The 24,943-nt window shown below is 72.0% G+C and carries 22 protein-coding genes and 1 tRNA gene; 20 read left to right on the forward strand and 3 right to left on the reverse strand.

The features are described from left to right. Positions 1 to 51 precede the first annotated feature (51 nt). The 6 genes from dusA to C6N40_RS04470 all read left to right on the forward strand — a co-directional run bounded on the left by dusA (position 52) and on the right by C6N40_RS04470 (position 5,092). The gene (gene dusA / locus C6N40_RS04445; protein ID WP_106989809.1) at positions 52 to 1,044 is read left to right on the forward strand and encodes a tRNA dihydrouridine(20/20a) synthase DusA; all 993 of its coding nucleotides are present in this window, start codon (positions 52 to 54) and stop codon (positions 1,042 to 1,044) included. A 31-nt stretch (positions 1,045 to 1,075) separates the two neighbouring features. Then, a complete protein-coding gene (locus C6N40_RS04450; protein ID WP_106989810.1) occupies positions 1,076 to 1,564 on the forward strand; it encodes a YbhB/YbcL family Raf kinase inhibitor-like protein in 489 nt (162 codons plus the stop codon). Then, positions 1,561 to 2,472 carry an arginine deiminase-related protein gene (locus C6N40_RS04455; protein ID WP_106989811.1) on the forward strand — a complete coding sequence of 304 codons (912 nt, stop codon included), beginning with the start codon at positions 1,561 to 1,563 and terminating at the stop codon, positions 2,470 to 2,472. Before C6N40_RS04450 ends, C6N40_RS04455 begins: the two co-directional genes overlap by 4 nt. 130 nt (positions 2,473 to 2,602) lie before the next feature. Continuing rightward, positions 2,603 to 2,968, forward strand: a complete 366-nt coding sequence (locus C6N40_RS04460) for a hypothetical protein (protein ID WP_106989812.1) — start codon at positions 2,603 to 2,605, stop codon at positions 2,966 to 2,968. A 48-nt stretch (positions 2,969 to 3,016) separates the two neighbouring features. Next, positions 3,017 to 3,697, forward strand: a complete 681-nt coding sequence (locus tag C6N40_RS04465) for a response regulator transcription factor (RefSeq protein ID WP_106989813.1) — start codon at positions 3,017 to 3,019, stop codon at positions 3,695 to 3,697. 45 nt (positions 3,698 to 3,742) lie between these two features. Further along, on the forward strand, positions 3,743 to 5,092 hold the full coding sequence (locus tag C6N40_RS04470; protein WP_106989987.1) for an ATP-binding protein: 1,350 nt from the start codon (positions 3,743 to 3,745) through the stop codon (positions 5,090 to 5,092). Here the strand turns inward: C6N40_RS04470 and C6N40_RS04475 are convergent. Together C6N40_RS04475 and C6N40_RS13875 are read right to left on the reverse strand one after the other, a co-directional pair. Further along, positions 5,086 to 5,850 carry a M90 family metallopeptidase gene (locus C6N40_RS04475; protein ID WP_106989814.1) on the reverse strand — a complete coding sequence of 255 codons (765 nt, stop codon included), beginning with the start codon at positions 5,848 to 5,850 and terminating at the stop codon, positions 5,086 to 5,088. The genes C6N40_RS04470 and C6N40_RS04475 overlap by 7 nt on opposite strands. A gap of 43 nt (positions 5,851 to 5,893) precedes the next feature. Continuing rightward, positions 5,894 to 6,148: a hypothetical protein gene (locus tag C6N40_RS13875; RefSeq protein WP_114683937.1), complete on the reverse strand. Its 255-nt coding sequence runs from the start codon at positions 6,146 to 6,148 to the stop codon at positions 5,894 to 5,896. Between the two features lie 153 nt (positions 6,149 to 6,301). On the opposite strand from C6N40_RS13875, the gene C6N40_RS04480 reads away from it, so the two are divergent. The 12 genes from C6N40_RS04480 to C6N40_RS04535 all read left to right on the forward strand — a co-directional run bounded on the left by C6N40_RS04480 (position 6,302) and on the right by C6N40_RS04535 (position 22,363). Next, on the forward strand, positions 6,302 to 8,113 hold the full coding sequence (locus C6N40_RS04480; RefSeq protein WP_162782080.1) for a DegV family protein: 1,812 nt from the start codon (positions 6,302 to 6,304) through the stop codon (positions 8,111 to 8,113). 31 nt (positions 8,114 to 8,144) lie between these two features. Then, positions 8,145 to 8,765 (forward strand): glycerol-3-phosphate 1-O-acyltransferase PlsY, encoded by a 621-nt coding sequence (gene plsY / locus C6N40_RS04485; protein ID WP_106989816.1) that lies wholly within the window; start codon positions 8,145 to 8,147, stop codon positions 8,763 to 8,765. After that, a complete protein-coding gene (locus C6N40_RS04490) occupies positions 8,762 to 9,727 on the forward strand; it encodes a biotin--[acetyl-CoA-carboxylase] ligase (RefSeq protein ID WP_106989817.1) in 966 nt (321 codons plus the stop codon). The genes plsY and C6N40_RS04490 overlap by 4 nt, the downstream gene beginning before the upstream one ends. Then, positions 9,724 to 10,476 (forward strand): type III pantothenate kinase, encoded by a 753-nt coding sequence (locus C6N40_RS04495; protein WP_106989818.1) that lies wholly within the window; start codon positions 9,724 to 9,726, stop codon positions 10,474 to 10,476. Before C6N40_RS04490 ends, C6N40_RS04495 begins: the two co-directional genes overlap by 4 nt. Continuing rightward, entirely contained in the window at positions 10,473 to 11,129 is a 657-nt protein-coding gene (locus tag C6N40_RS04500) for an SPOR domain-containing protein (protein WP_106989819.1), read from the forward strand. Before C6N40_RS04495 ends, C6N40_RS04500 begins: the two co-directional genes overlap by 4 nt. Before the next feature lie 32 nt (positions 11,130 to 11,161). Beyond that, positions 11,162 to 11,237 (forward strand) — tRNA-Thr (locus C6N40_RS04505). A gap of 84 nt (positions 11,238 to 11,321) precedes the next feature. After that, positions 11,322 to 17,768 (forward strand): PAS domain S-box protein, encoded by a 6,447-nt coding sequence (locus C6N40_RS04510; protein WP_106989820.1) that lies wholly within the window; start codon positions 11,322 to 11,324, stop codon positions 17,766 to 17,768. A gap of 66 nt (positions 17,769 to 17,834) precedes the next feature. Continuing rightward, complete coding sequence (locus C6N40_RS04515) at positions 17,835 to 18,302, forward strand: response regulator (protein WP_106989821.1); 468 nt, start codon at positions 17,835 to 17,837, stop codon at positions 18,300 to 18,302. Next, entirely contained in the window at positions 18,299 to 20,728 is a 2,430-nt protein-coding gene (locus C6N40_RS04520) for a two-component system response regulator (RefSeq protein WP_240183444.1), read from the forward strand. The genes C6N40_RS04515 and C6N40_RS04520 overlap by 4 nt, the downstream gene beginning before the upstream one ends. Positions 20,729 to 20,800: 72 nt before the next feature. Next, positions 20,801 to 21,196 carry a rhodanese-like domain-containing protein gene (locus tag C6N40_RS04525; RefSeq protein ID WP_106989822.1) on the forward strand — a complete coding sequence of 132 codons (396 nt, stop codon included), beginning with the start codon at positions 20,801 to 20,803 and terminating at the stop codon, positions 21,194 to 21,196. Next, entirely contained in the window at positions 21,193 to 22,113 is a 921-nt protein-coding gene (rocF, locus tag C6N40_RS04530; protein WP_106989823.1) for an arginase, read from the forward strand. Before C6N40_RS04525 ends, rocF begins: the two co-directional genes overlap by 4 nt. A gap of 100 nt (positions 22,114 to 22,213) precedes the next feature. Then, complete coding sequence (locus C6N40_RS04535) at positions 22,214 to 22,363, forward strand: entericidin A/B family lipoprotein (RefSeq protein ID WP_106989824.1); 150 nt, start codon at positions 22,214 to 22,216, stop codon at positions 22,361 to 22,363. 58 nt (positions 22,364 to 22,421) lie between these two features. On the opposite strand, the gene C6N40_RS04540 is transcribed toward C6N40_RS04535, so the two are convergent. Next, entirely contained in the window at positions 22,422 to 23,189 is a 768-nt protein-coding gene (locus C6N40_RS04540) for a hypothetical protein (protein ID WP_106989825.1), read from the reverse strand. 106 nt (positions 23,190 to 23,295) lie between these two features. On the opposite strand from C6N40_RS04540, the gene C6N40_RS04545 reads away from it, so the two are divergent. Next, on the forward strand, positions 23,296 to 24,618 hold the full coding sequence (locus C6N40_RS04545; protein ID WP_106989826.1) for a tryptophan--tRNA ligase: 1,323 nt from the start codon (positions 23,296 to 23,298) through the stop codon (positions 24,616 to 24,618). Further along, positions 24,618 to 24,923, forward strand: coding sequence for a hypothetical protein (locus C6N40_RS04550; protein ID WP_106989827.1), 306 nt, complete (start codon positions 24,618 to 24,620; stop codon positions 24,921 to 24,923). Before C6N40_RS04545 ends, C6N40_RS04550 begins: the two co-directional genes overlap by 1 nt. Positions 24,924 to 24,943: the final 20 nt, after the last annotated feature.

A 24,943-nucleotide genomic window follows, 5' to 3' on the forward strand; every position in this document is an offset into this window, starting at 1 on the left:
GGCCCAGCGCCGGCTCGGGTATCCTGCGCGCCCTTGAACGGGTGAGCGGACATGCCGGGCCAGGCCCACGACTCCAACGCGCACAGGTTGTCGGTCGCGCCGATGATGGACTGGACCGACCGGCATTGCCGCGTCTTCCACCGGCTGCTGGCGCCGCACGCGCGCCTGTACACCGAGATGGTGCACGCCCAGGCGGTGATCCACGGCGACCGCGATCGCCTGCTGGGCTTCGACCCGGTCGAGCACCCGGTGGCGCTGCAGCTCGGCGGCTCCGATCCCGGCCACCTGGCCGAGGCCACCCGCATCGGCGCCGACTGGGGCTACGACGAGGTCAACCTCAACGTCGGCTGCCCGTCCGACCGCGTGCAGGCCGGGCGCTTCGGCGCCTGCCTGATGAAGGAGCCGGCGCTGGTGGCCGACTGCGTGGCCGCGATGATCGCCGCGGCGCCCGCGCACGTGCCGGTGACCGTGAAATGCCGCCTGGGCGTGGACGAGATGGAGGACTACGACGTCTTCCGCGCCTTCGTCGACACCGTCGCGGCGGCCGGCTGCGGCGTGTTCGTCGTGCACGCGCGCAAGGCCTGGCTGCAGGGCCTGAGCCCGAAGGAAAACCGCGAGATCCCGCCGCTGCGCTACGACTGGGTGCACCGGCTCAAGCGCGAGCGGCCCGGATTGCGGGTGTCGCTCAACGGCGGCCTGGCCACGGTGGAGGACGTCCTGGCGCAGTCGCCGGGCCTGGACGGGGTGATGATCGGCCGCGCCGCCTACCACGAACCCTACCGCCTGCACCTGATGGACCGTGCGCTGTTCGAGCCCGCGCGTCCGCCGGAGGAGCGCGCCGCGCTGCTGCGCAGGCTGCGCCCCTACGTCGAGGACTGCCTTTCGCGCGGCATCGCGCTCAAGCACATCAGCCGGCACCTGCTGGGCCTGTTCCACGGCCAGCCGGGCGGGCGCCTGTTCCGGCAGGTGCTGAGCGAAGGCGCGCCGCGCGCCGGCGCCGGCTGGGAGCTGGTCGAGCAGGCGCTGGCCGAAACGCTACGATGAGCGTCCCGCGAACCGCACGGAGGACCCCGCCATGAGCTTCAGACTCACGTCCGCCAGCTTCCAGGACGGCGACACGCTGCCCGACCTGCACGTCAAGGCGATGGGCGACACCTCGCCGCACCTGCGCTGGTCCGGCGCGCCGGCCGGCACCCGCAGCTTCGCCATCACCTGTTACGACCCGGACGCGCCCACCGGTTCGGGTTTCTGGCACTGGACCGTGGCCAACCTCCCGGCCGACGTCACCGAACTGCCCGCCGGCGCCGGCAGCCGCGACGGCCGCGACCTGCCGCCGGGCGCGGTGCAGGGCCGCACCGACTACGGTTACGCCGGTTTCGGCGGCGCCGCACCGCCGCCGGGCCACGGCCCGCACCGCTACATCTTCACCGTGTTCGCGGTCGACACCGAGCGGCTCGACGTCGGCCCGGACGACTCGGGCGCGGTGTTCGGCTTCAACCTGCATTTCCACACCCTGGCCCGGGCCTCGATCACCGCGACCTACGAGAACCGGGGCCAGGGGTGATCACCCGCGACCCGGCCGCCTTCCTGGCGTTCGCGCGCACGCTGGCGCCGGACTTCGGCCCGGCCTGCGCGCGCGCGGCCTTCCTGGTGGCGCCCGAGGGCTTCGCGCTGGCGGCCGAGTCGGCCTCCGACAACGCCTACATGGACCTGTCGGTGGCCGTGGACCCGGCGCGCGCCCTGGCCCAGCACCGGGCGCTGCAGGCGGCGCTGGCGCAGGACCTGCCGGTGCTGTGTTTCCCGGGCGACCCGGCCGCGCCCGACGGCCTGTTCCCCAACAACGTCTTCGCCACCGCGCCCGGCCGCCTGCTGGTCGGGCGCATGCGCCACCCGGTGCGCCAGCGCGAGGCCGAGCGGCCCGACATCCGCGGGTTCTTCACCGGCCTGCTGGGCTATCGCGAAATCGACCTGCGGCAGTCGCCGGGCCTCTGCGAGCTCACTGGCTCGGTGGTCATCGACCGGGCCCGCGGCATCGCCTTCGCCGGCCTCGGCGAGCGCTGCGACGAAGCCGGCGCCGCGGCGCTGCACGCGGCCCTGGGCCTGCGCGCCACCCTGCTGTTCGAGCTGGCCCCGGGCGAGTACCACGCCAACGTGGTGATGAGCGTGCTGGCGGGCCGCGCTCTGGTCATCGCGCCCTCGGGCTTCGCCGACCCGGCCGTGCCGGCGGCCATCGCCGCGCTCTACGCCCCGGCGGTGGTCGAACTGACGCCGGCGCAGAAGCAGGCTTTCGCCGGCAACTGCATCGCCCTGTGCGCCGGACGCGTGCGCATCAGCCAGGCCGGCGCCGAGGCCCTGGTCCAGGCCCAGCGCGACACCCTGGCGGGCGCCGGCTTCGTGCCGGCCCCGGTGCCCCTGGATGAAATCGAGAAGGCCGGCGGTTCCTTGCGCTGCTGCGTGGCCGAAATCTACTGAGTCGTGAACCCTCGTTTTCTCGCAACTTATTGATGCAATTAGGGTTCATATCGGATTCACTGCCCCTCGACCAGACTTCACCCTGTCAGCCGGCTAGCCGGCCCAACCACTCGGAGCTAGTATCCCGCCGATGCTGAACGCGCTGCGCCACTTGCTGCTTGTCGTTGCCGTCGCGGCCGCGCTGCCTGCGCACGCCGAAGAGGCGCGCCAGCTTCGTGCCGAGACCAGCGAGCGCATCCGCGAGGTCGAGCGGGACGGTGGCCGGGTGCTGCGCGCCGAGCGCGTGCAGCGCGGCGGCCAGGAGACCTACCGCCTGAAGGTGCTCACCCCGGAAGGGCGCGTGCGCGTGCTGCACGACAACCACAGCCGCAGCCAGCGTGAAACCAACCGCCCCGATCGCCGCAGCCTGCAGCTGCGTGATCGCGCGCGCCGGCCCGACCAGCGCGAGGCTGGACGCCCCGAGCCCGATCCCGGCACCCGCCGCCGGGACGACTGACCTGATCCACCGGCCCGGGAAGGGCCGTTCCCGCCGAAAGGAGACGCCATGCGAGTACTGCTGGTCGAGGACGAAGCCCCGCTGCGCGAGACCCTTGCCGCGCGCCTGAAGCGCGAGGGTTTTGCCGTGGATATCGCCGCCGATGGAGAGGAAGGCCTGTACCACGGCAAGGAAGTTCCGTTCGACATCGCCGTCATCGACCTGGGCCTGCCGAAGATGTCGGGCATGGACCTGGTCAAGGCGCTGCGCGAGGCCGGCCAGAAGTTCCCGATCCTGATCCTGACCGCGCGCTCGAGCTGGCAGGACAAGGTCGAGGGCCTCAAGTCCGGCGCCGACGACTACCTGGTCAAGCCCTTCCACGTCGAGGAACTGCTGGCGCGCATGAACGCGCTGCTGCGCCGCGCCGCCGGCTGGTCCAAGCCCACGCTCGACTGCGGCCCGGTGCGCCTGGACCTCTCGGCCCAGACGGTCAGCGTCAATGGCGCCAACGTCGACCTGACCAGCTACGAGTACAAGGTGCTCGAGTACCTGATGCTGCATGCCGGCGAGCTGGTCTCGAAGGCCGACCTCACCGAGCACATCTACCAGCAGGACTTCGACCGTGATTCGAACGTGCTCGAGGTCTTCATCGGCCGCCTGCGCAAGAAGCTCGACCCGGAAGGCGAGATCAAGCCGATCGAAACCGTCCGCGGCCGCGGCTACCGTTTCGCCATCCCCCGCGACGAGTAAACCCGCGTGCGCGGCTGGCGCACGCTGTCGCTGCAGGCCCGGCAGATGCTGGCGGCCAGCCTCGCGCTGGTCGCCTTCCTGGGCCTGACCGGTTACGCGCTCGACCGCGCCTTCGTCGAAACCGCGCAAAACGCCCTGCGCGAACGCCTGGCCAACCTCGCCAACGCCTACATCCAGGAAAGCGAGATCGACCGCACCGGCGGCTTCATTTCGCCCGAGATTCCGCCCGACACCCGCCTGCTGCAGCCGGGCAGTGGCCTGTACGCCAACGTGCGCGGCGAGGGCCTGAGCTGGGACTCGGCCTCCACCCTGGGTCGCTCGCTGCCGCCGACCGAACTGCTGGGCCCCATGCAGCGACGCTTCGAAGGGCCGCTGCGGATCGTCGATGCCTACGGCATGGAGAACCGCGTCTACGCCTACTCGATCGGCGTGGTCTGGGAGTCGGCCGTGGGCGACGTGCCGATGACGCTGAGCGTGTTCGAGGACGCGATGCAGATCCAGGACCAGGTCAACGTCTACCGGCGTGCGCTCTGGGGCTACCTGCTGATGGCGGCGCTGCTGCTGATGATGGTGCAGATCCTGGTGCTGCGCTGGAGCCTGCTGCCGCTGCGCAACGTCGAGCGCGAACTCTCGCGCGTTCGCCAGGGCCTGAGCCAGCGGCTGTCCGGGCGGCACCCGCGCGAGCTCGAGTCGATCACCGAGTCGATCAACAGCCTGATCGAGAGCGAGCGCAGCCACCTCGAGCGCAGCCGAAACACGCTTTCCGACCTGGCCCACAGCCTCAAGACGCCGCTGGCCGTGCTGCGTTCGCGCCTGGACGCCGGCGCCAGCCACGAGGAGCTGCGCGAGGAGGTGGCGGCGCAGGTGCAGCGGATGAACGAGATCGTCTCCTACCAGCTCTCGCGCGCGGCGCGCAGCGGCCACGCGCTGTATTCGGCGCCGCTGGAGATCGAGGCGCGCGCCGAGGAGATCGTCGCCGGCCTCGAGAAGGTGTACGCCCGCAAGGGCGTGATCTGCGAGTTCGAGATCGATCCGGCGGCGCGTTTCCACGGCGAGCTGGGCGACCTGCAGGAGTTGCTGGGCAACCTGCTGGAGAACGCCTTCAAGTGGGCGCGGGGCCGCGTGCTGCTCACCGTTTCGGTCGAGCCGGCGCCGGGCAACCGCCGGCCCGGCGTGAACTTCGTGGTCGATGACGATGGCCCGGGCATCCCGGCCGACCAGGTCGAACGCGTGCTGCAGCGCGGCGTGCGCGGCGACGAGCGTGTGCAGGGCCACGGCATCGGGCTCTCGATCGTGCAGGACATCGTGGCCGCCTACCGTGGCGACCTGCAGGTCGATCGTGCGCCCGAGCTCGGCGGCGCGCGCTTCGCCGCGCGCTTCCCGCCGGCCTACTGAACCGGGATCGGCGAGTCGCCGTACAGGCGCCGCAGGTGCGCCGCCACCGCGGGCATCTCGCTGGCCAGCAGGGCCGGGTCGGAGAAGTGGTATTCGCTGGCGACGGCGAAGAATTCCTCGGGCGCCTCGGCCGCGTAGGGGTCGATCGCCGTTTCCTCGCCGGCGTCCACGCGCGCCACGAAGGCCTCGTAGGCCGCCTGGAAGTCGCGCGCCCACTCGCGTTGCCAGGCCGCCGGCAGCGGCGGCGTGCCGTCCATGGCGCCGTCCAGGGCGTCGAGCTTGTGCGCCATCTCGTGCACGACCAGCTGGTAGCCGGCGTCGGGTTCGGCCAGGTCGGCCTGCACGTCGTCCCAGCTCAGCACCAGCGGCCCCTGGTCCCAGGCTTCGCCGGCCAGTTCGTCTTCCCACTCGCGGACCACGCCGGTGTCCTCGTCGTGGTGCTGGCGGTGCACGCGGAAGGCACCCGGGTAGACCAGCACCTGGTGCCAGCCGCGAAGGCCCTCGGCGCCGAACTCGAGCAGCGGCAGGCAGGCCAGGCCGGCCAGTTGCAGGCGCTGGCGCTCGTCCAGCTCCAGGCCCTGCAGCGGCGTGATCGCCTTGTCGGCGAGGAAGCGCGCCACCAGGGCGTGCAGGCGCTCGTGCCTGGGCGCCGGCAGGCGGGCGAGGAAGGGCAGGGCCTCGTCGAGCGTGGTGCGCGTGGCTTCGGGCAGCGTGGGCGGCGCGACGGCCGCGCGCAGGCGTCTGAGCAGGGACTTCATGCCCGCAGGGTGCGGGCTGCCGCAGGCGGGGGCAAGGCCCCGGTCAGCGGATCATGCCGGGCAGCAGCGAGTTCCAGCGCGGGGTGCTGCGGCCCGGGACGGCGCCACGCGGGCGCACCGGCGCCGTGGCCCCCGGGGTGGCCGCCGGCTCGTCGCTGGGGCGGCTGCCGGGCTTTTCGGTGGCTTCGGCCGCGGCCTTGGTGCACGAACCCGCGGCGGCGTCGGCCGGCACCGCTTCACTGGCGATGGCGCCGCCGGCCAGCAGGGCCAGGCAGGAAGCGAGCAGGAATCGATGCATGGGGCTACCTCGTGGGGACGTTTCCCCCTCGGATGCGCCGCGAGGCCCAAGGGTTGCCGCCGATTCTACGCGGCCCCGGCGCCTCCGCCAGTGCCGGTTTTGCGGCGGTGCAGCATGGCCTTCGCGCGCGCTTCGTGCAGACTCCGGCGGCACATGAAAGCCGTCACCCTGTCCTTTCCTCGCCCTCTTATCCGTGGACCCGCGCTTCGGCGCGCGCTGATCGCCGGTGCCCGGCGCGTCATCGCCCAGCGTGAGAGCCTCAACAAGATCAACGTTTTCCCGGTGCCCGACGGCGACACCGGCAGCAACCTCGCCTTCACCCTCGGTGGCGTGCTGGCCGGTGCGCTCAGCCGCCGCAGCCAGGATGCCGGCGATCTGCTGCGTCGGGTCGGCGAGGATGCGGTGGACGGTGCCCGGGGCAACTCCGGCGCGATCCTGGCGCAGTTCTTCACCGGCGTCGCCGAGGCTGCGGGGAGCGCCCGCGCGCTCGAACCCCGGGCCCTGGCCGAGGCGGTGCGCGCCGGCGCGAATTCGGCCCGCCAGGCGCTGAGCGAACCGCGCGAAGGCACCATCCTGAGCGTGATCAGCGCCTTCGCCGAAGGCCTGGAGCGCCGCCACGACGGCGACATCGGCGCCTGGTTCCGCAGCGCGCTCGAGCGCAGCCGGCAGGCCCTGGCGGCCACGCCCACGCAGCTGGCGGTGCTGGCCCGGGCCGGCGTGGTGGACGCCGGTGCGCAGGGTTTCGTCGACCTGCTCGAGGGCATCCACGATTTCATTTCCTCCGGCGCGGTCGACGCGGCCGGCGTGGCCGACGACCTGACCGGCGACCTCGAGGCCGCCGAAGCGCATGGCGAGATCGCCGATGCCGACCCCGAGCACCGCTGGTGCAGCGAGTGCCTGCTGATCGGCGAGGGGCTCGACCGGGCTGGCCTGCGCGCGGCGGTCGGCGAGCTCGGTTCGTCCTGCGTGGTGATCGCCGGCAGCCATTCACGACTGCGCCTGCATGCGCACGTGGCCAACCCGGGCCAGCTGTTCGAGGTGGTGGCGCGTTTCGGCCGCGTCGAGAGCCCCAAGGCCGACGACATGCACGCCCAGGCGCGCACCGCCGCCGGCGCGGCCGCCGTCGCGGTGATCACGGACAGCGCCGCCGACCTGCCCGACGAGGTGATGCAGCGCTTCAACATCCACATGGTGCCGGTGCGGGTGAACTTCGGCGACGAGGACTACCTCGACAAGGTGGGCCTGTCGACGCATGAGTTCTACCGGAAGCTGCGCACCGAGCTGGTGCTGCCCAAGACCAGCCAGCCGGCGCCGGGCGACTTCCGCCGCCAGTTCGAATTCCTGCTCTCGCACCATCGCGAGATGGTCTACGTGGGCATCTCCCGCGCCGTCTCGGGCACGCTGCAGTCCGCCGAAACGGCCGTGCAGCGCGGCCATCCCGACCGCAGCCATGTCTTCGATTCCGGCAACGCCTCCGGCGGCGAGGGCCTGCTGGCCCTGCGCGCGGCCGAGCTGGCGGCGCAGGGGGCCGACGGCGCGTCGATCATGGCCGACCTGGCGCGGCTCAAGCCGCTGACCCGGACCTGGGCGCTGGCCCGCGACATCAGCCACGCCGTGCGCGGCGGCCGCATCCCGGCCTGGGCCAAGCCGATGGTCGAGTGGCTGGGGCTGACGCCGATGGCGGCGGTCAAGCCGCACGGTCGCCTGGGCGTGGTGGGCGGGCTGTTCGGGAAGTCGCGCCTGCCCGAGCGTTTCGCCGCCTACGTGGCCAGGCGCGCGCCGCCGGGCAGCCGATACCGGCTGGTGGTGGGCCATTGCGATGCGCCGGAGGATGGCGAGCGCCTGCTCGCGGCGCTGCGCGGGCGCCTGGACATCGCCGACGGCTGGCTGGTGGAAACCGGTTCGGCGATCGGCGCGCACGCCGGGCCGGGCGCGCTGGTGGTGTCCCTGCAGCCCGCCGACTGACGCCTGCGCGGGCGTGGCCCATAATGCCGGCATGATCGCCGCGCTCATCCTCGTCGCCGCCTACCTGCTCGGCTCGCTGTCGGGCAGCCTGCTGCTCGGCCGCCTGCGCGGCGTCGACATCCGCACGCTCGGCAGCGGCAATGCCGGCGGCACCAATGCGCTGCGCACGCAGGGCTGGAAGTTCGCGCTGGGCACCGTGCTGGTCGACCTCGGCAAGGGCGTGCTGGCGGCGTGGCTGGCGCTGCGCTTCGGCGGCGGCCTGGCCTGGCTGCCGTATGCGGCGGCCGGCGCGGCGGTGCTGGGCCACGTCTATCCGGTCTTCCACGGCTTCCGCGGCGGCAAGGGCGCCGGCACCCTGGTCGGTGCGCTGCTGCTGCTGTGGCCGCTGTCGGTGGTGGTGGTGGTGGGCACCTGGCTGCTGGCGCTGACGGCGACCGGCTACGTCGGGCTCTCGACGATCCTGGCCGGCCTGGCGCTGGTGCCGCTGGCCCTGCTCACCGACGCCCCGCCCGAACGGCTGGGCTTCGCGGTCGCCGCGGCCGCGTTCCTGGTCTTCACCCATCGCAGCAACCTGGCGAGGCTGCGCGCCGGCACCGAATCACGCTTCGAGCGCGTGCGGATCTGGGCGCGCCTGCGACGGGGCCGCGCGTGAGCGATCGCGCGCTGCTCGGGCGGCTTTGCCAGGGGCCCGCGTCGGGTGCCGAGCTGGCGGCCGGCCTGGGCGTCACCCGCAGCGCGGTGTGGAAGCGCATCGAGGCGCTGCGTGCCGCCGGTGTCGACGTGCAGGCCGTGGCCGGACGCGGCTACCAGCTGGCGCAGCCGCTGCAGCTGCTCGACGGGACGGCCTTGGTCGGGGCGCTTTCGCCCGGGGCTCGCGCCGAACTGGCGCAGCTCGACGTGCTGTTCGAAACCGACTCCACCAATGCCGAGGCGCTGCGCCACCCGGCGCCCGCCCGCGGCAGCCGCGCCTGGCTGGCCGAACGCCAGACCGCCGGCCGCGGCCGCCGCGGCCGCGACTGGGCCACGCCGCTGGCCGCGCAGGTCGCGCTGAGCCTGTCGCGCCGCTTCGATGGCGGAATCGCGGCGCTGCAGGGCCTGAGCCTGGCGGTCGGCGTGGCCGCGGCGGAGGCCCTGCACGGCCTGGGCTGCACGGAAGTGGGCCTGAAGTGGCCGAACGACCTGCTGGCCCGCGGCCGCAAGCTCGGCGGCATCCTGGTCGAGCTGCGCGGCGACGCCGCGGGGCCGCTGCAGGTGGTGGTGGGCCTGGGCGTCAACGTCAGCCTGCCGGCATCCGCAGACGCAGAAATCAGCCAGCCCTGGTGCGACCTGGCCAGCCTCATGCCGGCGCCGCCGTCGCGCCAGGCGGTCTGCGTGGCCCTGCTCGATGCGCTGCTGCCGCTGATGGCGCGCTACGAGCGCGACGGGCTGGCGCCCTGGCTCGACGGCTGGCGCCGCTTCGACCTGCTCGCGGGGCATCCCGTGCGCCTGCTTGAGGGCGCGCACGTCATCGACGGCGTCGCGCTGGGCGTGGACGCCGACGGCGCGCTGCGCCTTCGCACCGAAACCGGCGAGCGCCTGTGCCACGCCGGCGAAGCCAGCCTGCGCGCCGCATGAACTGGCTTCTCGACCTCGGCAATTCCCGGCTCAAGGCCGCCCGCTGGTCGCCTGGCGAGGGGCTGGGCGAGGTGCAGGCCTGGGCCCACGGCGCCAGCGACTTCCCGGCCTGCCTGCAGCCCTGGCTGGCGACGCTGGCGCCGGGCGACACCTGCTGGCTGGCCTCGGTGGCCTCGCCCGAAGTCACGGCTACCGTGGCGGCGCAGCTGGCAGGCGCCGGCCACCCGGCGCGGCGCGCGCGGACGCGGCCGGCGCTGGCGGGCGTGCGCATCGCCTATGCCGAGCCCTCGCGGCTGGGCGTGGACCGTTTCCTGGCCCTGCTGGCGGCGCACGCGCGCGGTCCGGGGCCCTGGCTGCTGGTGTCGGCCGGCAGCGCCCTGACGGTGGACCTGCTCGACGCCGCCGGCCAGCACCGCGGCGGCGTCATCGCGCCCAGCCCGGAACACATGCGCGCCGCGCTGGCGGCGCGCTTCCCGGCCCTGGCCTACGCCGGCGGCGAAGCCCACGCCTTCGCCACCGACACGGCCGACGCGCTCGCCGGCGGCAGCCTGGGCGCCGCGGTGGGCCTGGTCGAACGCAGCCACCGGGAGGCCACGCGCCTGCTCGGCGTCGCGCCGGCCGTGCTGCTCGGCGGCGGCGGTGCCGAGCGGCTTCGGGAGTTGCTTGAAATGGACGTGGTGCCGGCGCCCGCGCTGGTGCTCGAGGGCCTGGCGGTCTACGCGACGCAGGCCGGGAGTGACGACGAATGATGGTGCGTGGCCTGGTGGTGCTGTTGGCGTGCATGAACCTGGCGGTGGCCCTGTGGTGGGCCCTGCACGAGGTGCCGCGGGTCGCGCCGCCGCCGCCGCTCGACCAGGGCGTGGGCGCCCTGGTGCTGCTCGGCGAGGCCGAGCCGGCCACGCCGGATGGCGTCGTCGAACTCGCCGGCCTCCCCGCGCCGATGCCCGAGCAGCCGGTCTGCCTCAGCCTCGGGCCGTTCACGACGCCGGCGCAGCTGCGCGCCGCGGTCAATGCGCTCACGCCGCGGGTGGCGCGCATCCAGTTCCGCGAACTGCCGGCCACCGAACTGCGCGGCTACCGCGTCTTCCTGCCCGCGGCCGGCAGCCGGGAGCAGGCCCTGGCCACGGCGCGCCAGCTGGCCGCGCGCGGCGTGCGCGATTACTACGTCGTCACCGCCGGCGAGCAGGAGAACACCGTGTCGCTCGGCCTGTTCCGGGAGCTCGGCAATGCCGAGAAGCGCCGCGACGACCTGCAGGCGCAGGGCTTCCAGGCCCAGCTCGAGCCGCGCACCGAACAGGCTTCCCAGTGGTGGATCGACCTGGTGGCCGGGCCCGGGTTGGACTGGGCCGCCGCGATCGGCGGCGCCGGGGGCATCGAGGCGCGCGAAGCCGCCTGCGAGTGAATCGCCGGACCAGGGGATAGAATCGCGTCTGCGCCGGCTTAGCTCAGCAGGCAGAGCAACCGCCTTGTAAGCGGTAGGTCCCCGGTTCGATTCCGGGAGCCGGCACCACGCCGGGGCTTGGCTTGTCCGCCCCGATGGGCTCTTATAGCCGCAGGTGCCGCCACAGGGCGGCGCGGGGAGCCCCGATCGCGGATGGCGAAGGAAAGCGCAGCGCCACGGGACCTGGCGGGCGCCGGCCACCGTGCCGGCCAGCTGGTCGTGCCCGCGGCCATCGTCCTGCTGGCGATGGCTTTGCTGGAGCTGTTCCTGCCGCGCTGGCTGCCCGGCGGCTGGCCCGCCTGGCAGATGGTGCTGATGCCGGTCCTGGTGGCCAGCGGCATGCTGCTTCGCGCCGACCGCCGCCCCTCGATGCTGCTGGCCTGGGCCCTGGCGCTGGCCAGCACGGCGGTGGTGCTGATCGCCTGGCCGACCTCCGATCCGGAGCTGGTGCGCACGCCCGCCCCCTGGCTGGCGGCGATGGCGGGCTCGATCGGCGTGGGTGCCCACGTCGGTGGACGGGCCCCGGCGGTGGCCGTGGTGGCGCGCGCGCTGGGTGGCCTGCTGCTGGCGATGGCGGCGCTGTCGGCCGCCAGCCTGCATGATCCGGAGCCGGCGCCCGGCATGGCCCTGGGCCTGGCCGGCACGATCACCACCCTCGGGCTCGGCGCCTGGCTGCTGGGACGCGACCTGGTCGACCACAGCCAGCGGGTGATGCGCGTGGCCGCGGGCATGCTCGGCGGGCTGTCCCTGCTGGTGATGCTGGGCTGGTGGATGCACTTGTCCTACATCGTGCAGGGCGGCACCGACTACGTGCCCATGCAGTTCAACACCGCCACCTGCGCGCTGCTGGTGGCGGTCTCGCTTCGCCTCCTGGCCGACGGGCGCCGCAACCTGGCGCTGCTGCCGCTGCTGCCGGTCGTGGCCCTGTGCGTGGTCAGCCTGCTCGAGGAATACGCCGGCTGGAGCATCGGCGCCGGAGAATGGCTGGTGCGGCACCAGATCGTCGCCGAGGGCATCGTTCCCGGCCGCATGGCGCCCAACACCGCGGTCTCGTTCCTGCTTGCCAGCCTCGGCATCGCGCTGGCGCCGTCCGGCGGCGAGGCCGGTGCCGCGCGATGGTCGGCGACCTGGGCCTGTGGCTTCGTGGCGACCGTGATCGCGGTGATCGTGCTGGCCGGCTACCTGTTCGGCATCCCGGCGCTGCGTGGCTGGGGTTCGCAGACGCCGATGGCGCTGATGACCAGCGTGTCGCTGCTGGTGGTCGGCCTGGGCCTGGGCTTCGGCGGCGCGGCCTACCGGCGCGACCTCCGCAAGCCGGTGGCCTGGATGCCGCTGGCGGTGGCGGCGGCGGCGATCGCCGTCTCGGTGATGGCCTGGTATGCCATCGACCGGGACCAGGCGGCCAGCCGCGCCGCCACGCTGGCCAGGCAGGCCGAACTGACCGAGCAGGCGATCGCGGCCGGCATCCTCGATCGCCGCAGTGCCCTGCGACGCATGGCCGAGCGACTGTCCGCCATGCACGACGAGCGCCAGGCGGCGGCTTCGTTCGACCTCGATGCCGGCATCTACCTGCGCGATTTCCCCAGCCTGGTGACGCTGATGTGGACCGACCGGTCCACCCGCGTGCAGCGGCAGTTGCGGCGGGATGGGGAGGGCGTGATCGTGCTGGGGCGGCGCCTGGACTTCGACCCGGAGCGCATGGCGCTGTTCGACCGCGCCCGCGAGGGCGGCGCGCCGGTGGAGTCGCTGCCGATGACCCTGCTCGACAGCGACGTCGGGGAGCTGCTGGTCGCGCCGATCGTGCGCGACGGCGCCACGACCGGTTTCGTGGTGGCGGTGGTGCGGTACCAGGCCCTGTTCCCGGCACTGCTCGCGGCCACCGGCGACGAGCATCCGCTGGAGATCCGCCACGAAGGGCGGGTGCTCTACAGCCGCGGTTCGCCGGGTCTGCAGGCCGATGCCCATGTGCGCGGCGTCGCGGTCTCCGGCGGACGCCTCAAACTGTGGATGTGGGCGGAGCCACAGGCGCCGGCGCCGCTCGGCAAGCTGCTGCTCTTCTCAGGGCTGGCCACCGGCGGCCTGCTGGCCCTGGCGCTGAGGCTCGCGGGGCTGGCGCGCCTGCGGGCCGACGAGGCGGAAAGCCGCGGCCGCGAGCTCGCCGCGCGGATCGACGAAGTCGAACAGGTCCGCGAGTCCGAGGCCCGGGCCCAGAGCGAACTGTCCTCCGTGTTCGAGAGCATCAGCGATGCCTTCTACACGCTCGACCGCGAATGGCGTTTCGTGTTCGTCAATCCGCGTGCGGAGGCGTTGCTGCAAAAACGCCGTGACGAACTGGTCGGGCGGGTGGTCTGGGAGTTGTTCCCGGCCACGCTTGGCACCGTGGTCGAGCGCGTGTTCCGGGCCGCCGCGAAGGACGGGCGCCCGGGCGAGTTCGAGGTGTACTTCGAGCCGCTCGCGAGCTGGTTCTCGGCCCGCGTCTACCCGCATCCGCATGGCCTGGCGGTGTATTTCCAGGACATCAGCGACCGCAAGCGCGCCGAGGCCGATGCGCGGCGGGCGCTTGCGGCGTCCGAGCGTGCCAAGCGCCTTGCCCGGCTCGGAAACTGGGAGTACGACCTGGCCAGCGGCCGGATGGAGTGGTCCGAGCAGGTGTTCCGGATCTTCGGCATCAGCGAGGGCCTGCCCACGCCGAGCCTGGCCGAACTGGTCCAGCGCGTGCACTTCGAGGACCGCGGGCGCGTGCAGGCGGCGCAGGGGCGCCTGCATCGTGGCGAGGAGGAACTGGATATCGAGTACCGCATCCTCAGGCCCGATGGCGAGACCCGGTACGTGCGCGAGATCGGCACCCTGCTGCGCGATGCCTCCGGCCAGCCGGTATCGGCGACCGGTGCGATCCAGGACATCACCGAGCGCCACCATTCAGAGGATGCGCTGCGCGAACTCTCGCGCCGCCTCGAGCAGTCCCTGGTGATGAACCGCCTGGTGCTCGAGAACTCCCTGGACGTGATCTGCGTGATCGATGCCAATGGCCGCTTCCAGCAGGTCAGCAACGCCTGCCAGCCGCTCTGGGGCTATGCGCCGGGCGAACTGGTGGGGCGCGCCTATTTCGACCTGGCGCATCCGGAGGATCGCGCCCACACCCTGCGCGAGGGCGCGGCCGTGCTCGCCGGTCGCCCGACGGTGGACTTCCGCAACCGCGTCGTCGCCAAGGACGGGCGGGTCGTGGCCATGCAGTGGTCGGCCGTGTGGTCGGCGCGCGACCGCAGGATGTTCGCCATCGCCCGCGACGTGACCGAGGCCGAGGGCCAGGCCATGGCGCTGCGGGAGGCGCGCGATGCGCTCGAGCGCGCCCAGCAGATCGCCGGCATGGGGGCCTGGGAGTACGACCTGACGACGGACAAGCTGTACTGGTCCGACGAGGTGTTCCGGATATTCAAGGTCCGCCCCGGCGATTTTGCCGGCAATTTCGAGGCCTTCGCCGCGCGCGTGCACCCGGACGACCTGCGGCACCTGCAGGAGATGCAGTCGCGCACCATCAGCGGCGGGCCCGACCTGGACGAGGAACACCGCATCCTGCTTCCCGACGGCAGCATCGGCCACGTGCACGAGCGCGCCCGCCTGCTGCGCGATGACCAGGGCAGGCCATGGAAGCTGGCCGGCAGCGTGCAGGACATCACCGAGCGCAAGCTCGCCAAGGCGGCGCTGGAGCAGGAGCGCGGCTTCCTCGGGGCCGTGCTCGAGAGCCTGTCGGAGGGCATCGTCGCCTGCGATGCCGCTGGCCAACTGACGCTCTTCAATTCCACCACGCGCGAACTGCACGGGCTGCCCGAGGAGCCCATTCCGGCGGAGGAGTGGGCGGCGCACTACAACCTCTACCAACCCGATGGCACCACCCCGTTGACGATGGAGCAGGTTCCCCTGTTCCGGGCGCTGCGCGGCGAGACGGTGCGCGAAGTGGAGATGGTCATCGCACCCGGGGACCTGCCGCGTCGGTGCGTGCTGTGCAGCGGGCGGCAGATCCGCGGCGCGGACGGGGAATTGCTTGGCGCCGTGGTCGCGATGCACGACATCACCGCGCGCAAGCGCGCCCAGGCGCTGGAGGACGGACAGCGGCAGGTCCTCGGCGCCATCGCGCTGCGCCGGCCGCTGCCGGAGGTGCTGGTGCAGATCGTCCGCCTGGCCGAGCGGCTGATGCCGGAGGCGCTGGGCTCGGTGCTGCTGCTCGACGAGGAAGGCGAACACATCCGCATGGGCGCGGCGCCCGGCCTGCCGCCCGAATACAACGCCGCCATACACGGCCTGCGGATCGGTCCGAAGGCGGGTTCCTGCGGCACGGCCGCCTGGCGCGGCGAGCGGGTGGTCGTCACCGACATCGACCATGACCCGCTGTGGGAGGACTACCTGCCGATGGTGCAGCCACACGGGCTCAAGGCCTGCTGGTCGACGCCGGTGAAGGCTGCGGATGGCCGCGTGCTGGCGACCTTCGCCAACTACTACCGCCAGGTGCGCGCGCCGCTCCCGGCGGAGCTCGAGTTGATCGACGGCCTGGCGTCGCTGTGCGCGGTGGCCATCGAGCACGCCGCGGCCTTCGACGCCATCGCCAAGGGCCAGCAGCGCTTCCGCTCGCTGTTCGACGAGCACCCCGACCTGGTCTATTCGATGGACCTCGAGGGCCGCTACACCGAGGTCAACGGGCAGTTCCTGCGCCTGGCCGGCGCCGGTGCGGAGCAGATCATCGGCCATATGTTCGACGAACGCACCGCGCCCGCCCAGCGCGAGATGGTGCGCGCGCACTTCACGGCCGCCACCCACGGCGAGGCGCGCAGCTACGAGATGACCGGCATCGGCCTGGACGGCGCGCGCGTGGACCTGCGGGTGACCAACCTGCCGATCGTGGTGGACGGGCGGGTGACCGGCGTGTTCGGCATCGCCCAGGACATCAGCCTGCTGCGCAAGCACCAGCGCGAGCTGTCGGATGCACTCGACGCCGCCGAGGCGATGGGCCAGCTGCTGGCCAGGCTCAGCGAGGCCTCGCTGTCGATCAACCGCGACCTGCGCGAGGACACGCTCTACCAACAGCTGGTGGACCGCGTGCGCGACATGATCGGCGCCCACCAGGCGCTGGTGAGCGTCGAGCCCGCCGGTGGCGCCCAGCTGATCACCGCGTTCTCGCTGTCGGACAAGTACGCCGCGTGGCGCGACTACGACGTGCCCATCGACGGTAGCGGCATCTACCGCCTGGTCGGCGAACGCCAGCAGCCCATGCGGCTGACCCAGGCCGAACTCGAGGCGCATCCGGACTGGCGTGGTTTCGGCGCCGAGGCCGGCCGCCACCCGCCGATGCGCGGCTGGCTGGCGGTGCCGCTGGTGGCCAGTGACGGCAGCACCCTGGGCGTGCTGCAGCTGAGCGACAAGCTGCGCGGCGAGTTCACCGCCGAGGACGAGCAGGTGGCCCTGCAGTTCGCCCAGATGGCGGCGGTCGCCATCGAGCGCGCCCGGTTGCTGGAGAAGCTGCAGGTGCGCGACCGTTTCTTCGAGATGTCGCTGGAGGTGTTCGTGGTGTTCAACCCGGCCACCGGCCGCTGGGTGCAGGTGAACCAGATGCTCAGCGACATCACCGGCTTCAGCCGCGAGGAGCTTTGCTCCAGGCCGGTCTTCGAGTTCATGCATCCCGACGACGAAGCCAGGACGCGGGATCGGGCCCGCCGCCTTGCCCTGGGCGAAGTGATCGACCCGATGTTCATGAACCGCTATCGCTGCCGCGAGGGCGGTTACCGCTGGATGGAGTGGATGTCGGCCCCGGACGAGAAGGGCCTGGTCTATGCGGTGGGCCGCGACGTGACCGAGCGCCTGCAGGCCGAGGCGACCCTGCGCCAGACCCTGGCCGACCTCAACGCCCGCAACCGCGAGCTGCAGGATTTCGCCTTCATCGCCTCGCACGACCTGCAGGAGCCGCTGCGCAAGATCCGCGCCTTCTCCGACCGCCTGCAGCAGCGCCACGCCGCGGCACTGGCCGCCGAGGCCCGCGACTACCTCGACCGCACCACCCAGGCCGCCGAGCGCATGCAGGTGCTGATCGACAACCTGCTGGCCTATTCACGGGTGGCCGCGCGCAGCAAGCCCTTCACGCGCGTGAAGCTCGACCAGGTGCTGGCCGGCGTGCTCGACGACCTCGAGGCCGCGCTGGAATCGAGCGGTGGCCAGGTCGAGTCCGGGCCGCTGCCGGAGATCGACGGCGACCCCACCCAGATGCGGCAGGTGTTCCAGAACCTGCTGTCGAACGCCCTGAAGTTCCGCGCCCCGGACCGCCCGCCGCGGGTGCGCATCTCCGCAAGCCCGGAAGACCGGGTGGACGGCCGGTACTGGATTCTGCGTTTCGAGGACAACGGCATCGGATTCGAGCCCAGGTACGCCGAGAAGGTCTTTGGCCCGTTCCAGCGCCTGCACGCCCGCCAGCACTACGAGGGGACCGGCATCGGCCTGGCGATCGTGCGTCGCATCGTCGAGCGCCATCGCGGCAGCGTCTCCGCCGAGGGCCGGCCGGGGCAGGGAGCTACGTTCACGATCGAGATTCCCGAGCACCAGCCCGCCGGCGAATAACCACTGGCGGCGCCGCTGGCAGGGCCGTAAAGTCGGGCTCACGCGCAACACGAGGTGGCATCCGAGATGAACCCGACGCGCCAGCCCATCACCATCCTGATGGCCGATGACGATCCGGACGATCGCCTGATGACCCAGGAGGCCTTCGCCGAGTGCCGGCTGGGCAACCCGCTGCGCTTCGTCACCGATGGCGAGGAGTTGATGGACTACCTGCGCCGGCGCGGCGAGTTCGCCGACGAACAGCGCTTCCCGATGCCGGGGCTGATCCTGCTCGACCTGAACATGCCGCGCCGCGACGGCCGCGAGGTGCTGCGCGAGATCAAGTCCGACCCCGGCCTGCGCGGCATCCCGGTCGTCGTCCTCACCACGTCCAAGGCGGAGGAGGACGTGGTGCGCAGCTACCGCGACGGGGTGAATTCGTTTATCACCAAGCCCGTCACGTTTTCCGCCCTGATCGAGGTCGTCCAGGCCCTTGGCAAGTACTGGCTCGAGGTGGTGGACTTGCCGGAGAGCCAGGAGGGGAGCCCGAAGTGACCGAAAAGTCGCTGCGCGTCCTGGTCGTCGACGATGACGAGGAGGACTACCTGATCCTCAGGGACCTGCTCGCGGACTATCCGCAGGGTCGGTTCGAGATGAGCTGGGTCGGCACCCTGGCCGAGGGCGCCGAGGCCCTGCGCGCCGGCCTGCACGATGTCTACCTGGTGGACTACCAGCTGGGTCCCGACAACGGCATGGAACTGGTGCGCCAGGCGGTGGCCGAGCAGAGCGCGCACCGGCCGGTGATCATGCTCACCGGCCAGGGCAATCCCGACGTCGATCGCGAGGCGCTGGCGGCCGGCGCATCGGACTACCTGGTCAAGGGCAACATCGACGCCGAGAAGCTGGCCCGCGCGCTTCGCTACGCGGCCGAGCGCGCGCGCCAGATGCAGCAGATCGAGGACGGCAAGCGCCGCTATCGGCTGCTTTTCGAGCTCAATCCCTTCCCGACCTGGGTCTACGACGCGCGCACGCTGCGCATCGTCGCCGCCAACGACGCCATGGTCGACAGCTACGGCTACAGTCGCGAGGAACTGCAGTCCATGTCCGTGCTCGACATCCGCGATCCGGCGGAGGCCGGGCGGCTGGAGGCCTTCCTGGCCGACTGGGGCGATCGCTCGGGCAATGCCGGCGTCTGGCGGCACCGGCGCAAGGATGGCAGCCCGCTGTGGATGGACATCAACACGCACTCGGTCGAGATCGACGGCGAGCGCTGCCGGATGGTGATCGGCCACGACATCACCGCGCACCGGGCCGCGCAGGAAAAGCTGCTGCTGCTCGAGCGCGCGGTCGAGTCGAGCATGAACGGCATCATCATCGCCGACGCGCAGGCACCGGACATGCCGGTGATCTACGTCAACCCGGCCTTCGAGGAGCTCACCGGCTATCCGGGCGACGAGGTGCTGGGCCGCAACTGCCGCTTCCTGCAGGGCGAGGACACCAACCAGCCGGAGCTGGAGATCCTGCGCCGCTCGCTGCGCGAGGCCAGCGACTGCAACGTCATCCTGCGCAACTACCAGCGCGGCGGCGACCTGTTCTGGAACCACCTGTTCATCTCCCCGGTGCGCGACGAGTCGGGCACCGTGACCCATTTCGTCGGCATCCAGAACGACCTCACCGAGCGTCGCCAGGTGGAGGCCGAGCTGGCCTACGCGGCCAACCACGACCCGGTGACCGGCCTGCCGCGCTACCCGATCCTGGAGACCGCCCTTGCCGGCCTGCTGCACGATGAAGGCACCGTGGTCTCGCTGCTGTTCATTGACCTGGACCGCTTCCACACGGTCAACGAAACCATGGGCCACGTGATCGGAGACGAGGCCCTGCGCATCGTCGCCAACCGCATGTGCGGGGTGCTGGGCGGGCCCGGCTACCTGTCGCGCTTCGCCGGCGACGAGTTCGTCGCCCTCGTGCCCGGGCTGCCGCGGCAGGAGGTCCTGGACGTCGCCCGGCGCCTGCGCGAGGCCGTGGCCCAGCCGATCGAGGGCGACGGCTGGAGCCTGTTCCTCACCGCCAGCATCGGCATCGCGCGCTCGCCCGAACACGGGGACAGCGGCACCGACCTGCTGCGCCGGGCCGAAGCCGCCATGACCCGCGCCAAGCGCATGGGCCGCGACGAGGCCTGCGAGTTCTCGGCCGTGCAGATGCAGGAGCTGGAGGATCGCCTGGTGCTGGGTGCGCGCCTGCGCGAGGCAGCCGGCCGGGGCGAGCTGCAGCTGCACTACCAGCCCCAGCTCGACGCCCGCACCCGCCGCATCACCGGCTTCGAGGCGCTGCTGCGCTGGAACAGCCCGGAGCTGGGTTCGGTGCCGCCCGGTCGCTTCATCCCGATCGCCGAATCGCTGGGCCTGATGCCCGAGCTGGGCCTGTGGGTGCTCGACGAGGCCTGCCGCCAGCTGCGCGCCTGGCGCGACCAGGGCCGCGAGGGGTTCACCGTGGCGGTGAACTTCTCGGCCCACCAGCTGCAGCGGCCAGACGTGGTGCAGCGCGTGCAGGAAGCGCTTGGGAAACACGGCGTGCCCGGCTCGATGCTCGAGATCGAACTCACGGAAAGTTCGCTGATGGAGAACGTCGATCGCGTCCAGGTCCGGCTGGCCGAACTCAAGGCGCTGGGCGTGTCGCTGTCGCTCGATGACTTCGGTACGGGCTATTCGAGCCTCGCCTACCTCAAGCAGTTTTCGCTCGACAAGCTCAAGATCGACCGCAGTTTCGTCACCGACCTGCCCGGCGACGGCGCCGACGTCGCCATCGCCCGCACCATCGTCGCGGTGGGTCACGAGCTGCACATGGTGGTGGCCGCCGAGGGCGTGGAGACGGCCGAGCAGGCCGATTTCCTGCGCGAAATAGGCTGCGACGAGCTGCAGGGTTACCACTTCGGCCGCCCGGCGCCGGCGTCCGAGGTCGAGGCCCGCTTCCCGCGCGACTGAGTCGGCCGAGGTGGTCAGTGCGGGCCCGGCGGGATTATCCTGCGCTTCCCCGTTCCACCAGGAGCCGACGCCATGCGCCGCTTCGTTCCGATGTTCCTTCTCGCCGCCGCGCTCGCGCCTTCGCTTGCCCTGGCCGGCCGGCCGGCCGTGTCGCCGGCCGTCGTGGCCGAGATCCTCGAGCGTCCCGACGCGCCCCTGCTGCTGGATGTGCGCACGCCCGAGGAGTTCGCCAAGGGCCACCTGCCCGGCGCCGTGCTGATCCCGCACGACCAGCTTGCCAGCCGCCTGGCCGAACTCGAGGGCAAGCCCTGGGTGCTCATCTACTGCCGCAGCGGCCGCCGCGCCGATGCCGCCCAGGAAGTGCTCGAGCACGCCGGCATCGAGGTGCGCCAGATCGAAGGCAGCTGGCTGCGCTGGGAGGCCGAGGAGCGCCCGGTGGCGCTGCCGGCCGCGGAGGCCGCCCGATGAGCCTTTCGCGCACGCTCGCCCTTATCGGTGCGCCGACCGACATCGGCGCCGGCCATCGCGGCGCGGTGATGGGCCCGGAGGCCCTGCGCGTCGCCGGCCTGGGCGAAGCCCTGCGCGAGCGCGGCCTGGAGGTCATCGACACCGGCAACCTCAGCGGCCCGGCCAATCCCTGGCAGCCGCCGGTCGACGGCTACCGGCACCTGCCGCAGGTGGTGGCCTGGAACCAGCTGGTGATGGACGCCGTGCGTACCCAGCTGCAGGCCGGCCGGCTGTCGGTACTGATGGGCGGCGACCACTGCCTGGGCTTGGGCAGCATCACCGCGGTGGCGCGCCACTGCCGCGACACCGGCCGCAAGCTCCGGGTGATCTGGCTCGATGCCCATGCCGACTTCAACACCAGCGACGTGACGCCGTCCGGCAACGTGCACGGCATGCCGGTGGCCTGCCTGTGCGGGCTGGGGCCGAAGGAACTGACCCACCTGGGCGGCAGCTCGCCGGCGATCGTTCCGGCCGAGATCCGCCAGATCGGCATCCGTTCGGTCGACCAGGGCGAAAAGCGCCTGGTGAAGGAATACGGGCTGGACATCTACGACATGCGCTACATCGACGAGATCGGCATGAAGCGCGCAATGGAGGAGGCGCTCGAGGGCATCGACGCCGACACCCACGTGCACGTGAGCTTCGACGTCGATTTCCTCGACCCTTCGATCGCCCCGGGCGTGGGCACCACCGTGCCGGGTGGCCCGAACTACCGCGAGGCCCAGCTGGTGATGGAGATGATCGCCGACACCGGCCGGCTCGGTTCGCTCGACATCGTCGAGCTCAACCCGGCCTTCGACGACCACAACCGCACCGGGAAGCTGGCCGTGGACCTGGTCGAGAGCCTGTTCGGCAAGTCCACCCTGATGCGCGACTGAACCCCGGCGGGGTGGTGAAACCGGCGTGAAAACAGCTTCGGTTCATTGACAGGACGGGGGCCGCGATTAGACTCGTGCCACCCCCAAGCAGGAGCGCCCCATGACCCGAGTCCATTCGTTCAAGTTCGTGCTGCTTGCGCTGGTCGCCGCGTTCGCCCTCTCGGGCTGCAACACGATCCAGGGCTTCGGCAAGGACGTGAAGAAGGCGGGCGGCGAGCTGGAAGAGGCCGCCGAGAAAGCCAAGAACTGATCCCGCCGGCAGGCGGCGGCGAAGGGCCGGGCGGCGACGCCCGGCCCTTTGCGTTTGCTCAGCGCGGATCGGGCACGAAGCCGACCGGGAAGGCCTCCGGCTCGTGCCGGTGCCAGGGCCGGCGGCCGGGCAGCACGCCGCGCGCCACCAGCGCCTCGTGGCTGTCGTAATACAGCGACACCACGCTCTCGGGCCGCATTGAGGCACGCTCGAAGCGGGTGAGCGTGGCGGCGTCCCGGCGGCGTTCGCCGTGGCCGGTGCCCAGCTGCTGGCGTGCCGGTCCCGCGGCATGGCGCTCGCGCTCCATCGCGGGCGCGGCATCGGCCGCTCCGGCCGGCTTCGATTGCGCGATCGGTGCCGGCGGCGGCAGGGGTCGGTGCTGGCGCTCGCGGAAGGCGGCCACGCCGATCACGCCGACGTTGCCGGGCCGGCCGGTGCGGGCGGCGTAACTGTCGGGCAGGTCGGTGAAGTGGAAGCCGGCGACCTCCGACAGGCTCTTGCGCCAGCCGGCCACTTCCAGCGACTGCCAGGGTTCGAGCACGTAGCCGGCCTGGCCGGTGCCGGCGGTCTCGCCGCTGATCACGTTCACGCCATCGACCGAAACCACCGCCAGCACGCGCTGGCCGGTCAGGTTCTGCAGGCGCAGGGCATAGCGGTGGCCGGGCCGCCCCTCGATCCACTGTTTGCCGCGGTGCGGGTGCCGGACCAGGGTTTCGTGGCGGTCGAGGTCGACCACATGCACGTCCACCAGCACGTCGGCGCGGGCGCAGCCGGTCGGGGCGAGCAGGGCGGACAGGGCGATCAGCAGGGTGGCAAGGCGTTTCATGGCGGGCTCCGCGGGTTGGGTCATGCAATGCAACGTTCGCCTGCGGTTGGCGGGGTTGGGCCGCCGAGACGGTAAACTGGGCGGGTTTCCCTGGCAGGTCCCTTGCATGTCCGTTACCCGCGTCCTGACCGGCATCACCACGTCCGGTACCCCGCACCTGGGCAATTACGCCGGCGCCATCCGCCCCGCGGTGGCCGCCAGCCGTCGCCCCGGCGTGGAGAGCTTCTACTTCCTGGCCGACTACCACTCCCTGATCAAGGTGCAGGATCCGGCGCGGGTGCAGCGCTCGACCCTGGAGATCGCCGCCAGCTGGCTGGCCTGCGGCCTGGACCCGGAGCAGGTGTGGTTCTACCGCCAGTCCGACATCCCCGAGATCCCGGAGCTGACCTGGCTGCTGACCTGCGTGGCCGGCAAGGGCCTGCTCAACCGCGCCCACGCCTACAAGGCGGCGGTCGACAAGAACACCGAAGCCGGCGAAGACCCGGATGCCGGCGTCACCGCCGGCCTGTTCATGTACCCGGTGCTGATGGCGGCCGACATCCTGATGTTCCGCGCCCATTCGGTGCCGGTGGGCCGCGACCAGATCCAGCACATCGAGATGGCCCGCGACTTCGGCGCGCGCTTCAACCACCTCTACGGCGAGCACTTCGTGCTGCCGGAAGCGGCCATCGAGGAGAACGTGGCCACGCTGCCGGGTCTGGACGGCCGCAAGATGAGCAAGAGCTACGACAACACCATCCCGCTGTTCTCGCCGCGCGAGCAGCTGCGCAAGCTGGTGTTCTCGATCAAGACCGACTCGCGCCAGCCCGGCGAGCCCAAGCAGGCCGAGGGCTCGGCGCTGTTCCAGCTCTACCAGGCCTTCGCCACGCTGGAACAGACCGCGGACTTCGCCCGGGCCTTCGCCGACGGCATCGGCTGGGGCGAGGCCAAGCAGGCGCTGTTCGAGCAGCTCGACGCCGAGCTGGCGCCGCTGCGCGAGAAGTACGAAGCGCTCATCGCCCGGCCCGGCGAGATCGAGCAGGTGCTGCTGGCCGGTGCCGACAAGGCCCGCCGCATCGCCACGCCCTTCATCGGCGAGCTGCGCCGCGCGGTGGGCCTGCGCGACCTGCGCGAACAGCACGGCGGCCGCAAGGCCGGCAAGGCCAGGGCGGCGCTGCCGGTGTTCAAGCAGTACCGCGAGGCCGATGGCCGCTTCCACTTCAAGCTGGTCGATGCCGGTGGCCGCGAGCTGCTGCTGAGCCCGGGTTTCGCCTCGCCGCGCGAAGCCGGCCAGGCCGTGGCCGCGCTCAAGGCCGGTGCCGGCACCCGTGCCTTCCGTGGCGACGCGCTGTGGCTGGACGAGGCCGAAGTGGCGCGGCTGGGCGAGGGCATCGAGGCCGGCGACGTGATCGCCGCGCTCGAGGCCTTCGCGGCGGAGGAGGAAGCGTAATGGCCGACGTCGCCGACCTCGCGCTGATCCTGTTCCTGCCCTGGTTCGCGATCCTGGGCGCGCTTTACTGGTTCTACCCGCGCTCGCTCGAGCGCAGCGCCGCGCGCCGCCGCTTCGACCTGGCCGCGCTGGTGTTCGCCTTCATCGCGGCCTTCATCGCCGGCCGCTGGGGTTACTTCACCGCCGCCACCGGCATCGAAGCCGGCCCGATCTGGCGCCAGGTGCTGGCCAGCCTGCTGGCCTACAAGGCCTTCCTGGTGGTGGTCGGCGTCGCCTGGGCCTGGCGCGGCCAGCGCTTCCGCTGACGGCGGGGGTCAGGTTCACT

The organism is Arenimonas caeni, assembly GCF_003024235.1.
In the GTDB taxonomy this organism is placed as follows: domain Bacteria; phylum Pseudomonadota; class Gammaproteobacteria; order Xanthomonadales; family Xanthomonadaceae; genus Arenimonas; species Arenimonas caeni.

Bases quoted from the DNA above. Each gene is read 5' to 3' on its own strand.
- C6N40_RS04510 (WP_106989820.1), top strand. From the start codon at position 11,322: ATGGCGAAGGAAAGCGCAGCGCCACGGGACCTGGCGGGCGCCGGCCAC.
- C6N40_RS04550 (WP_106989827.1), top strand. From the start codon at position 24,618: ATGGCCGACGTCGCCGACCTCGCGCTGATCCTGTTCCTGCCCTGGTTC.
- C6N40_RS04495 (WP_106989818.1), top strand. From the start codon at position 9,724: ATGAACTGGCTTCTCGACCTCGGCAATTCCCGGCTCAAGGCCGCCCGC.
- C6N40_RS04475 (WP_106989814.1), bottom strand. From the start codon at position 5,850: ATGAAGTCCCTGCTCAGACGCCTGCGCGCGGCCGTCGCGCCGCCCACG.
- C6N40_RS04545 (WP_106989826.1), top strand. From the start codon at position 23,296: ATGTCCGTTACCCGCGTCCTGACCGGCATCACCACGTCCGGTACCCCG.
- C6N40_RS13875 (WP_114683937.1), bottom strand. From the start codon at position 6,148: ATGCATCGATTCCTGCTCGCTTCCTGCCTGGCCCTGCTGGCCGGCGGC.
- C6N40_RS04470 (WP_106989987.1), top strand. From the start codon at position 3,743: ATGCTGGCGGCCAGCCTCGCGCTGGTCGCCTTCCTGGGCCTGACCGGT.
- C6N40_RS04500 (WP_106989819.1), top strand. From the start codon at position 10,473: ATGATGGTGCGTGGCCTGGTGGTGCTGTTGGCGTGCATGAACCTGGCG.
- C6N40_RS04480 (WP_162782080.1), top strand. From the start codon at position 6,302: ATGAAAGCCGTCACCCTGTCCTTTCCTCGCCCTCTTATCCGTGGACCC.
- rocF (WP_106989823.1), top strand. From the start codon at position 21,193: ATGAGCCTTTCGCGCACGCTCGCCCTTATCGGTGCGCCGACCGACATC.
- plsY (WP_106989816.1), top strand. From the start codon at position 8,145: ATGATCGCCGCGCTCATCCTCGTCGCCGCCTACCTGCTCGGCTCGCTG.
- C6N40_RS04535 (WP_106989824.1), top strand. From the start codon at position 22,214: ATGACCCGAGTCCATTCGTTCAAGTTCGTGCTGCTTGCGCTGGTCGCC.
- dusA (WP_106989809.1), top strand. From the start codon at position 52: ATGCCGGGCCAGGCCCACGACTCCAACGCGCACAGGTTGTCGGTCGCG.
- C6N40_RS04460 (WP_106989812.1), top strand. From the start codon at position 2,603: ATGCTGAACGCGCTGCGCCACTTGCTGCTTGTCGTTGCCGTCGCGGCC.
- C6N40_RS04450 (WP_106989810.1), top strand. From the start codon at position 1,076: ATGAGCTTCAGACTCACGTCCGCCAGCTTCCAGGACGGCGACACGCTG.
- C6N40_RS04515 (WP_106989821.1), top strand. From the start codon at position 17,835: ATGAACCCGACGCGCCAGCCCATCACCATCCTGATGGCCGATGACGAT.
- C6N40_RS04525 (WP_106989822.1), top strand. From the start codon at position 20,801: ATGCGCCGCTTCGTTCCGATGTTCCTTCTCGCCGCCGCGCTCGCGCCT.
- C6N40_RS04465 (WP_106989813.1), top strand. From the start codon at position 3,017: ATGCGAGTACTGCTGGTCGAGGACGAAGCCCCGCTGCGCGAGACCCTT.
- C6N40_RS04540 (WP_106989825.1), bottom strand. From the start codon at position 23,189: ATGAAACGCCTTGCCACCCTGCTGATCGCCCTGTCCGCCCTGCTCGCC.